The sequence below is a fragment of the Pseudomonas fluorescens genome (assembly GCF_001307275.1).
Classification (GTDB): domain Bacteria; phylum Pseudomonadota; class Gammaproteobacteria; order Pseudomonadales; family Pseudomonadaceae; genus Aquipseudomonas; species Aquipseudomonas fluorescens_AA.
Window position 1 is genome coordinate 6,447,712 of record NZ_CP012831.1, and the last position, 13,651, is coordinate 6,461,362.

At 63.9% G+C, this 13,651-nt stretch carries 1 protein-coding gene (cut by a window edge); it reads right to left on the reverse strand.

Annotation, left to right across the window (positions count from 1 at the left end; genetic code table 11):
* On the reverse strand, positions 1–13,651 hold the 3' end of the coding sequence (locus tag AO356_RS28235) for a non-ribosomal peptide synthase/polyketide synthase (protein WP_420480624.1). The gene runs 17,231 nt beyond the window's last position; 13,651 of the gene's 30,882 nt are visible here — the last part of the coding sequence; the start codon falls outside the window, past its right edge — the gene reads right to left on this strand; its stop codon occupies positions 1–3.

Below are 13,651 nucleotides of genomic sequence, written 5' to 3' on the forward strand. Positions count from 1 at the left end.
TCATACGTAGTCACTGGCGGCCTCCTCGTCGAGCATGGGAAGGCCGTCCTGCCACCAGGCTGCCAGGTTGTGTACGTGAGGGGCCTTGAGGATCGTGAAGTGGTTGCCCGGACCGTACCAGATACTGAGGTCGGGGATATGCTTGCGCCATCCTTCGATCATTTGTTCCTGTTCGCGTTTGTTACCGGCCGTGTCCAGGGTTGGATCATCGGCCAGCACCAACCGCACCGGCCCGGTGTAGCGATGTTGCGGTTGATACACCGTACGCAGGGCCGTACCGAAGGCCCGCGCCGGACCGCGCATCGAATCCACCGCCGAACGCTGCGGCAGCATGCCAGCCCGTACCATGCCCGCATGCAGCAAACGCATCTGCGCGGTATCGTCCTGGGTACCGAAGACCGTGGCATCGATCCCCAACGACTTGCCAGAAGCCAACTGCATCGCCTCGATCAGCCGATTCAGCACCCCCGTCGCGGTATAGGGCTTGCCCACCACCCCGTTGCCGCCCGGCGACTCACTGTCGATCAGCGTCAACGAGGCCACCTTGCGACCCCGGGCATGCAGGCGGGCCGCCATTTCGAACACGATCCAGCCGCCGAAGGAATGGCCGAGCAGATGCACCGGCCCCTCCGGTTGGACCTTGTCGATCGCGTCGAGGTACACCTGGGCGGCCGTCTCCACGAGGCTGAAAGGCTCCGTGCTGCCATCCAGCCCGCGGTGCTGCAGCCCATGGATAGGCCAGTCAGGACCGAAGGCATCGGTCAACCCGATAAAACCGGTCACGCTGTCGCCAGCTCCCGGCACGCAGAAGATCGGCGCTCGATCGGTACGCCCGCCCTGGATCGTCAGCAGCGGCTGGTAACCGCTCTTCGGTGAGGGGGCCGGACGCGATGCGGCGGTGTGGAGTGCAGCAGTGATGGCCTGGCCCAATGCCTTGACATGGGGCGCTTGCATCATGCTCTGGTGGTTACCCGGAACCTTGATGCAATGCAACTTAGACGTGGGCAGGACAGCGTCCCAGCCCAGGTAGCCGGAGTGCTCGGGCGCGTCGTCCTTGCGTTCTTCGGCCACCAGCAGATGCACCGGTACGGAAATCGGATACACCGCGTAATGGGCCAACGCGTGACCATGGGCCACTTCGCGATCGAGGTACTGCCAGAGTTGCTCCGCGCTATAGACGGCCAGTTCGGCAGGCAGCAACGCCTCGTCGCGGCAATGCTGCACCAGGCCTGTGAAATCGAATCGATCCAATTGTCCTTGCAGATCGGCCAGATTCTCCAGCATCACTGCAAGTACTTCTTCGCCAGGCAACGCAGCCCTCCAGAAAACATCGCAGCGGTCCAGCAGATGCAGCTTGTGGGCTTCGTCCAATGCCCAGCGCGACCGGCCCTGATCCACCAGCCGGGGCAGATAGCTGTCGATGAGACCGACGAACTCGACCTCCTCGTCCAGGCCGATCAGCTGGATCGCGGTCTCGTAGGCCAGCACACCACCGAACGACCAGCCGGCCAGGCGATAAGGCCCTTTGGGTTGTACCGAACGAATGATCCCCACCAGGCGCGAGGCCATGCACTCCATCGTTTGCAACTGCGGCTCACCCCATTCGACGGCAGGCAAGCCATACACCGGGATATCCGGATCGATGTGCTTGCCCAGCATCGGGAAGTACAGGTCCAGGCCACTGAACTCGTGCACCAGGAACAGCGGATTCTGCTGGCCAGTGGTGCGCACCGGTACGATGGCCTCCTTGACCCGGGCATCCTCGGTGCGGGCCAGCAGCATCGATGCCATCGACGCGACGCTTTCGTGCTGGAACAGCTCGGCCAGCGAGACGGTCAGGTTGGCCTGTGCCAACAATCCGACCAGCCGGATCGCCAGCAGTGAATGACCGCCCAGCTCAAAGAAGTTGTCGTGACGACCGATCTGCTCCAGCTTCAGGACGTCGGCCCACAAGCCAGCCAGCGTGACTTCCAGGTCGCCTTGCGGCGCCTCGTAGTCCTGGCTCCCATAAGCGTGCATTTCCGGTACCGGCAACGCCCCGGTGTTGACCTTGCCGTTCAGTGTCAGCGGCAACGCCGTCAATCTCACGTAGGCCGCCGGGATCATGTATTCCGGCAGCACGGAGCGCAGTTGGGCGCGCAGGACGTCCGCATCGAGGTCCCCACCGTTCTCGTGCTCGGTGTAATACGCGATCAGGCACTTGTCGCCCGGACTGTCTTCCCGCGCTACCACCAGGGCCTCGCGCACCCCATGGCACTCGTGCAAGCGGGCCTCGATCTCACCGAGTTCAATACGGAAGCCACGTATTTTGACCTGACCGTCATTGCGATCCAGGTATTCGATGGTGCCGTCGGGCAGCCAGCGGCCAAGATCGCCACTGCGGTACAGGCGCGCGCTCCCCGAATCGCTGAACGGATCGGCAATGAAGCGTTCCTCGGTCAGGTCCGGCCGGTTCAGGTAACCAAGGGCCACCCCGACACCCCCGATATGGATCTCTCCCGCGACACCCACAGGTACTGGTTGGCGCGCGGCATCGAGGATATACACCCGGGTGTTGGCAATAGGACGGCCGATCGGAACACTCGTTGCGCCATGTGGCACGGCAGAGACCACATGGGTCGTCGCAAAGGTGGTGGTCTCGGTGGGACCGTAGCAATGCACCAGCCGCAGCGAAGGAGCATGGGCCAACAGCCGCCGGAAGGAAGCCGGATCACCGCGTTCGCCACCGCACAGCAGGATCCGCAAGCCTGCCAGAGCATCCGGGATCAAGACCAGGTACTGATTGAACATGGCGGTGGTGACGAACAGCACCGACACCTCGGCCTCTGTCAGCGCCTGGGCGAATTGCGTCGGGCTGAGCAACGTTTCGTGATCAATGATCACAACGCGCCCGCCGTTGAGCAATGCCCCCCACACTTCCATCGTACTGGCGTCGAACGCCGGGTTCGAGGCGAACGCCACGCGATCCTGTACACCGAAATCCGCGTAGCCGTTATTGATCGCCAATCGGCCTATGGCCAAGTGCGGCACGATCACCCCCTTCGGGTGGCCCGTGGAGCCCGAGGTGTACATGATGTACGCCGGTGTATCGCTGGTTTGACCGGGGAATACCGCCGGCCGTGCAGCCTGGATCAATTGCAGTGTGTCCAGGTCCAATCGCGGCATGTCTTCCGGCAAGGCCCTGTCACGGGTCGTCAACACCAGCACCGCGGCACTGTCTTGCAACATGAAACGCTGCCGCTCCTCGGGCGCATGGTGGTCCAGCGGTACATAGACGGCGGCGCACTTGAGGATCGCCAGTTCGCTGATGATGAGCTCGAACGAACGGTTCAGCATGATCGCGACTCGAGACCCTGGCTGGACGCCCCGTTCAAGCAAGCAATGCGCCAGGTGATTGGCTCGCTCGTGCAGCTCACGGTAGGTGAGTTGCTGCGCCCCATGCTGGAGTGCAATCGCGTCAGGCCGGGCCCTGACCTGGGCCTCGAACAAGCCGTGGACCGTCTCTTCGCGGGGATAGACCGTGTCGGTCGCATTGAAGTCGACCAGCAGTTGCCGGCGTTCCGCCGCTGGCAATATCGCCAGCTCACGCACGGGTGCCTCGGGCGTGCGCTCAAGCGCATCGACCAGGCTTTCCAGCGCCGTGTGCATGTAGCCGCAGATGCGTTCTGCCCCGATGCGCGACTCCGCCAGGGCGGTCAGCACAAAGGCCTCGCCGAGGTCGTCGATGTTCAGTGACAGTGGATAGTTGCTCCACTCCTCGCCGCCGAGCCCCTCGATCCCGTTCCAGGCCGACTGGGCCTCCTCGGTGACCTGCGTTGCAGTGTGCCGGTAGTTCAGCAGTGCACTGAACAACGGCGTCGACGTAGCGACACCGCTGCAACGCTGTGCCAGTGCCAGCGACGCATGTTCGTGTCCCAGCAGCGCGGTGAGACGCGCATGCGTTGCCTTGACGCCTGCCCGAGCCCCGTCGACGCCGACGTCAACCCGCAGCGGCAAGGTATTGATAAACAACCCTAGCGCCCGATCGGCCCCCTCACCGCCCTGCATCCGGCCCATCAGTACGGTACCGAACACCACGTTTTCGCGCCCGGACACGGCGCCCACCACCCGCGCCCAGGCCAGGTGATGCAGGCTCGCCGCGCTGACGCCAAGCAGTCGCGATTGTGTCCGCAGGCGACGATTCAAACTGTCGTCCACGCCCAACCGGGCCTGTTCGATGACATGGCTGTCGCCCTGCACGTCCTGCAGACCGAATGGCAGGGTCGGCTCCTGGATATCCTGGAGCATGTCCCTGAAGAACGCCTCGTGGGCGCTTTGCGTCACGCCAAGCCGCGCCTGGGCCACGTAGTTGCGATACGGCACGGCATCGCCCAACTGAGCCTGCTGCCCGAGCAAGTACGCTTGCATATCGTGCTGGATCACCTCCAGCGCGGTGTGGTCGAGTGCAATGTGATGAAACAGCAGCAGCGCGACCCAGCGCTGGTGCTCGTCGTCATAGGCACAGGCAAGCCGCATCATGGGCGCCTGGCGCACATCGAGCCGAGAGTGCCGAGGGTCGAAACGCTCACGAAGCTGCGTCGCCACGTCCTCGCCCGGCTCGACCGTACAGGTCTGCACCGCCAGCGGCGCTTCCCGCAGCACCACCTGCACCGGCTCGCGCAAGCCCTCCCAAAGCACAGCCGTGCGCAGGATATCGTGGCGGTCGATCACGCCTTGCAGCGCACTCACGAACGCATCCAACCGGGCACGGTCCTCCAGGTTGAACATGGCCTGCTGCACATAGAGATCGCCCTGCGACGAAACCAGGTGGTGATACAGGATCCCTTCCTGCAATGGCGCCAGGGCGTAGATGTCCTGGACATTGCTCACGCCACCGGGCACCCAGGCAACAATGGCGTCGACTTCCTGCTGTGTCAGGTCGGCAAGCGGCAACATCTGCGGGGTGATCCGCTCACAACCCGGCACGATGCCGTTGTCCGGCACCACGATTTCCGTCGTACCGCCCACGGCTGCCGCCAACGCGGCCAGGGTCGGCTGGCCGAACAGCACGCGCACATCGGCGCTCAAGCCGGCCTGGCGCATGCGCTCGATCAACGTGACCGCCAACAACGAGTGCCCACCCAATTCGAAGAAGTGGTCATGACGCCCCACCTTTTCGACCTTGAGCAGCTCGGCCCACAGTTGTGCCAGTGTCGTTTCCACAGCGCCCTGCGGCGCTTCGTACTCACGGGTAATCACCGACGCCAGGTCCGGCGCCGGCAATGCCTTGCGATCCAGCTTGCCATTCGGCGTCAGCGGCAATGCCTGAAGCCGCACATAAGCCGCCGGTACCATGTATTCCGGCAGTTGGGCTTGCAACTGTGTTCGCAGGTTTTCGATCTCGACACTGTGCTCGTCACCGTGCACGGTGAAATAAGCCACCAGGCGCTTGGCCCCCGGCACGTCTTCGAGAGCCAGCACCACGGCTTCCTTGATCGCCTCATGCTGGGCAAGCTTGGCCTCGATCTCGCCGAGTTCGATACGGAACCCACGGATCTTCACCTGATCGTCGTTACGCCCCAGGTACTCGATGTTGCCATCCGGCAGGTAGCGACCCAGGTCGCCGGTGCGGTACATCCGCGCATTCGCCGCACGGCTGAACAGATCCCGCAGGAAACGCTCGACGGTCAGTTCCGGACGGTTCAGGTAACCCCGCGCCACCTGCACACCGCCGATGTAAATCTCCCCGGCCACGCCCATGGGCACCGGTTGTTGATGACCATCGAGCAGGTAGATCCGGGTGTTGGCAATCGGCTTGCCGATCGGCGTGCTGTCCGGGGTGTCCGTCCCCGCGCAATCCCACGCGGTCACGTCCACCGCCGCTTCGGTCGGACCGTACAAGTTGTACAGGCCAGTGTGCGGCAATTGCGCCTTGAAGCGCCGCACCAGATGCCCCGGCAACGCCTCGCCGCTGCACATCACCCGCACCAGGCCTGCGCATTGACTTGCCTCGCCATGGGCCAGGAACACATCGAGCATCGACGGCACGAAATGCAGCGTGGTGATGCCCTGGGCCTGGATCACTTCGCGCAGGTACGCCGGGTCGCGATGCCCACCCGGACGCGCCATCACCAGCCGCGCACCACTGAACAGCGGCCAGAAGAACTCCCACACCGACACGTCGAAGCTGAACGGGGTCTTTTGCAGCACCGCGTCTGTGGCGGTCAGTCCGTACTCGTCCTGCATCCACAGCAGGCGGTTGACCACCCCACCATGCTCGTTCATCACGCCCTTGGGCAGGCCGGTGGAGCCCGAGGTGTAGATGACATAGGCCAGGTGATGGGCATGCAGGCCTTCGACCTGCGGATTGTCGGTGGGCTGCGTCGAGAACCCTTGCGCCTCATCCAGCAGCAGGGTTCGCGCCTGCGTCGCCGGCAGGCTCGCCTGCAACGCACGTTGGGTCAGCACCACCATGGGCGCGCTGTTCTCCAGCATGTAGGCCAGGCGTTCGTGGGGATAATCCGGGTCCAGCGGCACATACGCCGCGCCGGCCTTGAGAATCCCCAGCAGGCCCGCGACCATGTCCAGGCTGCGATCGGCACAGATCGCCACGCGGTCATCCGGGCGAATGCCCAGTTCCAGCAGGCGATGGGCAATCTGGTTGGCCCGCTCATTGAGTTGCGCGTAACTCAGTTGCGCCTCGCCGGAGACCACGGCGACCGCGTCGGGACTGGCCACAACCCGCGCCTCGAACAGGCCGTGCAGGGTCAGGCCCTGCGGGTAGTCGACCGCAGTGGCATTGAGCGTTTCCAACAGGTTCTGACGCTCGTTGTCACCCAGCAGCGGAATCTGCGCCACGAGGGTCTGTTCATCAGCAACCATGGCCCTCAGGACACTCTCCAGGTAGCCGAGGTAACGCTCCATCGTGGCGGAGTCGAACAACGCCGTGGCGTATTCCAGTGCCCCGAACAGGCGCCCGTCGATCAGGGCCATGTCCAGCAACACGTCGAATTTCGCGGTGCGGCTGGTCACACCCAGCCCTTGCAGCGACATATCGCCCAGTTCCAATCCCGTGGCTTCGTTGTTCTGCCATGACAGCATGGCCTGGAACACCGGGCTATGGGACAGGCTGCGCAATGGCCGGACCACCTCCACCACCTGTTCGAAAGGCAGGTCCTGGTGCGCCTGGGCATCCAGGGTCCGAACCTTCACTTGTTGCAACAAGGCTTGCACCGTCAGTTCATCCGCCACATCGACGCGCAGCGCCAGCGTGTTGACGAACAGGCCGATCAAGCCCTCGACTTCCGCCTGCATGCGGTTCGCCACCGGCGTGCCGATGACAACGTCGTGCTGGCCGGAGAGGCGACTGAGCACCGTGGCCCAGGCGGCCATGACCGTCATGAACAAAGTGGCACCATGGCGCTGGCTCAACGCCTTGAGGCCTTGGGTCAGGGTTTCGTCGAGGACAATCCCCACCGCAGCGCCGGCGTGATCCTGCTGCGCAGGCCGTGGCCGATCGGTGGGCAACGTCAACAGGGCCGGTGCGTCGGCCAGGGTTTGCCGCCAGAAGCGTTCCTGTTGGTCCAAGACCTCCCCGGTGAGCCAGCGCCGCTGCCAGAGGGCATAGTCCGCGTACTGAATCGGCAACGCCGGCAATGGATCGTCCTGCCCCTGACGGAACGCCTCATACAGCACGCCCAACTCATGGGTCAGCAGATCGGCGGACCAACCATCCGAGACGATATGGTGCAGGGTCACCACCAGCACGTGATCATCGTCCGCCATCCGCACCAGTCGGCCACGTACCAACGGGCCGTGGGCCAGGTCGAAAGCCTGGCGAGCCTCTTCCTCGGCCAGGGCCATCAGTTCGGTTTCGGCGTCCGCTCGCCCTGCCAGGGCCTGCAACCGCAACGCGAAGCCGACATCGACCGGGGCAATGCGCTGTTCCACTTCCTGCCCCTGCGCCTGCACAAAAGTGGTACGCAAGGCCTCGTGGCGGGCCACGATACGGTCCAGTGCACGCGTGAGCGCCGAAGTATCCAGCGCGCCTCGCAGGCGCAGGCCCGTGGGGATGTGGTACGCCGCACTGGTCCCATCCAATTGCGCCAGGAACCAGAGGCGCTGCTGGGCGAAAGACAACGGCAACGCCTGTTCGCGGGACACCGGCACGATACCGGGCCGGGTGCTGTGCGCCGCCTGGGAGAGCACCTGGGCCAGCGCACTCAATTGCGGTTGGGCAAAGACATCCCTCAGGTTCAGCTCCACGCCCAATTGTTCGCGCACCTGGGCGATCAAGCGCATCACCAGCAAGGAATGCCCACCCAGTTCGAAGAAGTGATCGTGGCGGCCCACCGACTCGACCTTGAGCAGGGATTGCCAGATCTGCGCCAGAACGATTTCCGTGTGGCCCTGGGGCGCTTCATGGGTGCGGCTGGCGTACGCCTCGGCATCGGGTGCCGGCAACGCCTGGCGGTCGAGCTTGCGGTTCGGCGTCAGCGGCAGCGCGGCCAGGCTGACGAACGCACCTGGCAGCATGTACTCGGCCAGTTGCACCGCCAACTGCGCGCGCAGGCTCGCCGCGTTCAGGTTCACTCCAGCCTGCGGCACCACATAGGCCACCAGGCGTTTGTCGCCCGGCGTGTCTTCACGCACGATCACCGCCGCTTCCTTGACCCCGGCACAGTCACCCAGCCGGGCCTCGATCTCACCCAGTTCGATACGGAAGCCACGGACCTTGACCTGGAAGTCGTTGCGCCCCAGGTATTCGAGGCGTCCGTCCGGACGATAACGGGCCAGGTCGCCGGTCTTGTACAGGCGCGCATCGGGCTGGTCGCTGAACGGGTCGGCCAGGAAGCGTTCGGCGTTGATGGCGTCAAGGTTCAGGTAACCGCGGGCCACACCGTCGCCCCCGATGAAGATTTCCCCCGCGACCCCGAACGGCACCGGCTGGCGGTGCGCATCGAGCAGGTAGATACGGGTGTTGGCCATCGGCCTGCCGATGCTGGCATTGCCGAGGATGCCATCGACCGCGTCATGCTCCATGTAGGCGGCGGTGCAGGACACCGTGGCCTCGGTCGGGCCATAGGTGTTGACCAATCGGGTATGCGCCGGACGAACCGCGTCCCACATCTGCAGTTTCTGCGTCGACAAGGCGTCACCGGTGACGTTGATCAACCGCACGTCGCGCAAATAGTCCCGAGCCTGGGCCGGCGAGTTGTGCCATTCGGCCGCGAGGGTATGCCAATGGGCCGCTGTCAGGTGCAGGAAGGTCGGGCGAATATCGCCGTTTTGTTGCAACTCGGCACTGCCAAACAGCTGTCGGGTCGGCGCCAGGGTGGCACCGGCCAGCAGCGCCGGGAAGATCTCTTCCACCGACAGGTCGAAGTTCAAGGTGTTCTGCTGCAACACCGTGTCGTCCGGTGTCAGGCCAAACAAGCGGACCGCATCGACGCAGTAGTTGACCAGGCCCCGGTGTTCGATCATCACCCCTTTGGGGTTGCCGGTGGAGCCCGAGGTGTAGATGACGTAGGCCAGGTGACGCACGCCCAGGGAGGCAACGAGCGGATTGTCGTCGCGACCGGCGGCAATGCCGCAACGCACGCGCTCGGCGCGGTCGAGCAGCACCACCGGCACCGTAAACGCGGGCAGACGATCTAGCAACTCACCTTGGCTCAGCAGCGCCACCGGGGCACTGTCGGCGAGCATGTAGGCCAAGCGTTCGGCTGGAAACGCCGGGTCAAGCGGTACGTAACCGGCACCGGCCTTGAGAATGGCCAACAGGCCGATGAGCATGTCGGCACCGCGTTCAACGCAGATCGCCACCCGATCATCCGGGCGGATGCCCAGGCCGATCAGGTGATGAGCCATCTGGTTAGCCTGGCGGTTCAGTTCGGCGTAACTCAGTCGCTCATCACCGAACGCGACAGCGATGGCGTCCGGTCGAGCCTCGACCTGGGCTTCGAACAACTGGTGGATCGTCTGTTCACGTGGGTACGCGGCCTGGGTCGCGTTGAGGCCTGCCAGCAAATGCTCACGTTCGGCGTTGTCCAGCAGCGCGATCCGTTCGATCCGGGTCTGGTCACTGGCGACCATGGCCCGCAGCAGGCGTTGGAAGTAGCCGAGGTAACGCTGCACCGTGCCCTCGTCGAACAACGCCGTGGCGTATTCAAGGGCACCAAACATCTGCCCTTGGATCTCGCTCAGTTCCAGGGACACGTCGAATTTGGCAACGTTGCTTGCCGCACCCAGGCCTTCGAGTTTCAAGTCCCCCAGCACCAGTTCGGTGTTGTCATGGGTCTGCCACGACAGCATGGCCTGGAACAGCGGACTGTGGGCCAGGCTGCGCACCGGTTTGAGCACCTCCACCACTTGTTCGAACGGCAGGTCCTGATGCGCCTGGGCGCCAAGGGCCTGGGCCTTGACCCGGGCCAGCAAGGTTTCTACCGTCGGCGCCCCCGAGAGATCGATGCGCACGGCCAAGGTGTTGACGAAGAAACCAATCAATCCTTCGACTTCCGACCGCGTGCGGTTGGCCACCGGCGAGCCGATCACCACTTCATCCTGGCCCGAAAGCCGGCTCAACAACGCCCCCCAGGCCGCCATCATGGTCATGTACAAGGTGACGCCGTGGCGCTGGCTCAGGGCCTTGAGGCTCGCGGTCAAATCGGCGTCGAAGACCACCGGCAATGTCGCCCCGGCATAGTCCTGTTGCGCAGGACGCGCACGGTCGGTGGGCAGCATCAACAAGGCTGGCGCATCGGCCAGGGCCTGTCGCCAGTAATCGCTTTGGGTTTGCAGCACCTCGCCGCTCAACCAGCGACGTTGCCAGACAGCGTAGTCGCTGTACTGCACCGTCAACGCCGGCAGTGGATCGTCCAGGTCATGACGAAACGCTTCATAAAGCGCCGTCAATTCCTTGATCAACACACCAATGGACCAGCCGTCCGAGACGATGTGGTGCATGGTCAGCAGCAACACATGGTCTTCGCTGCCGAGGCGGACCAGCCGCCCCCGGATCAATGGCCCCTGCTCCAGGCTAAAGGTATCCGTGGCTTCCTGCGCCGCCAGTGCGTGCAGTTGGCCCTCGGCATCGGCCAGGCCGCAGAAGTCATGGTGCAGTAGCGCGAACCCGACATCGACGGGCGCGATACACTGCCGAGCCTCCTGTCCCCGCACCTGCACGAAGGTGGTACGCAGGGCCTCATGGCGGGCGACAATACGGTCCAGAGCCCGCTGCAAGGCGAGGCGGTCCAGCACACCGCGCAAGCGCAGCCCAGCGGGTATGTGGTAGGCCGCGCTCGCCCCTTCCATCTGTGCCAGGAACCATAGGCGCTGTTGGGCGAACGACAAGGGCAAGTCGTCCTTTCGAGAAACCCGGACGATCTCCGGCAACGTGCTGCGCCCGGCAAGGGCCACTGCCTGAGCCAACCCCATGAGCTGGGGCTGGGCGAACAGTTCGGTCAGGCCCAACTCCACACCCAGGCGCAGACGCACCTGGGAAATCAATTGAATCGCCAGCAACGAGTGGCCACCCAGTTCGAAGAACTGGTCATGACGACCGACCTGTTGCAGGTCCAGCAAATCTTGCCAGATCTGCGCCAAGGTGGTTTCGACCTCGCCTTGCGGGGCTTCGTAGCCACGGCTGATGACGGCATCCAGATCCGGCGCCGGCAGCGCCTTGCGGTCGAGCTTGCCGTTCGGCGTCAGTGGCAACGCGTCCAGGCGCACGTAGACGGCGGGCACCATATAGGCCGGCAGTTGCGTTTGCAGGTGCGTGCGCAGGGCTTCGATCTCTACTGTTTCGTCCGGCGAATGCTGGGTGAAATAGGCGACCAGGCGCTTGTCGCCCGGCACATCCTCACGGGCCACGACCACGGCTTCTTTCAGCGCATCGTGTTGCGCGAGCTTGGCTTCAATCTCGCCCAACTCGATGCGGAAACCGCGGATCTTCACCTGGTCGTCGTTACGGCCCAGGTATTCGATGTTGCCATCCGGCAGATACCGGCCCAGGTCGCCCGTGCGATACATGCGCGCGTTCGGAGCCGTGCTGAATGGATTTTTCAGGAAGCGCTCGGCCGTCAGGTCGTCGCGGTTGAGATAACCGCGAGCGACCCCGGCACCACCGATGTAGATTTCGCCCGGCACGCCCAGCGGCACGGGTTGTTTGTGCTCGTCCAGCAGATAGAACTGAGTGTTCGCCACCGGTTTGCCGATATGCGCGGCAAACCCGTCTTCGCGGGCCATCGATACCCAACTTGAGTAGGTCGTGGTTTCCGAAGGGCCGTAGAGGTTGCACAGGCGCTTGACCTGGGTCTGTTCGAACAAGGTTTCAACCAGGCTGCGCTTGAGTGCTTCACCGGCGACGTTGACCGTATCGACGCCCTCGCCCAATCCACCGGATTCCAGCAAGGCCTTGAGCGCCGACGGCACGGTGTTGATCAGGGTGATGTCGTGCTCGCCCTGTTGCAGTTCCAGCACATTAGTGACCACTTCGATGCTGCCGCCCGAGGTCAGCGGCGCAAAGCACTCGTAGACCGCCAGGTCGAAGTTCAGCGACGTCGAGAACAGGGTTTTCGACAGGATTTGAGCGTCAAATGAACGATGGGCCCAGGTCAGGAAGTTCACCGTGTTGCGGTGCTCGATCATCACGCCCTTGGGCAGACCGGTCGAACCGGAGGTGTAGATGACATAGGCCAGGTGCGACGAGCTCAGGCCCGGCACCTGTGGATTGGGCGCTGCCTCGTCCTGCCAGATGCCTTTGTCGAGGTCGATCACCGGTATCGCCGTTTCGCCCAGCAAGTTACGCGTAGTCCCCTGAACCAGGATCGCCGCCGGGGCACTGTCTTCCAACATGTAGGCGATACGGTCCAGTGGGTACGCCGGATCCAGCGGCACATAACCGCCGCCGGCCTTGAGGATCGCCAACAGCCCCACGACCATCTCGATGCCACGCTCGACGCAGATCGCCACCCGCGAATCGGGCTCCACGCCCTGTTTGCGCAGGTAATGGGCCAAGCGGTTGGAGAGTCCATTGAGCTCACGATAATTGAGCTGATGCCGGCCATGGCGCACCGCCACGGCGTCCGGCGTGCGCAGTACCTGAGCCTCGAACAGGCCATGAATGGTCTGCTCTTGCGGATAGTCAGCGTGGGTGGCGTTGAAGTCCACCAGCAACTGTTCGCGCTCGGCTGCCGGCACAATCGGCAGTTCACGCAACGCCCGTTCAGGCGTCTGCTCCAATGCTGCCACCAGGCTTTCCAGCGCTGTATGCATGTAACCGCAGACACGTTGGGCACCCACTTCGACCACTGCTTGAGCGGTGAACCGGAAGCCTTCGCCCAGGTCGTCCACGTTCAGGCACAAAGGATAGTTGGTGCGTTCTTCCATGTGCAGGGTTTGCATCCCCTGCCAGGCCGAGATGGCCTGGTCGGACACCGCTTCAGCCGCGCTGTGTCGATAATTGAGCAAGGTGCTGAACAATGGCAGCGAGGTCGGTACGCCACTGCAACGCTGCGCCAGGGACAACGAGGCGTGCTCGTGCCCCAGCAAGGCCGACAACCGGCCATGGGTCGCCTTGACTCCGGCGCGGGCGCCTTGAGCGCCGACACTGACGCGCAATGGCAACGTATTGATGAACATGCCCAGGGCCCGATCGGCCCCGTCGCCGCCCTGC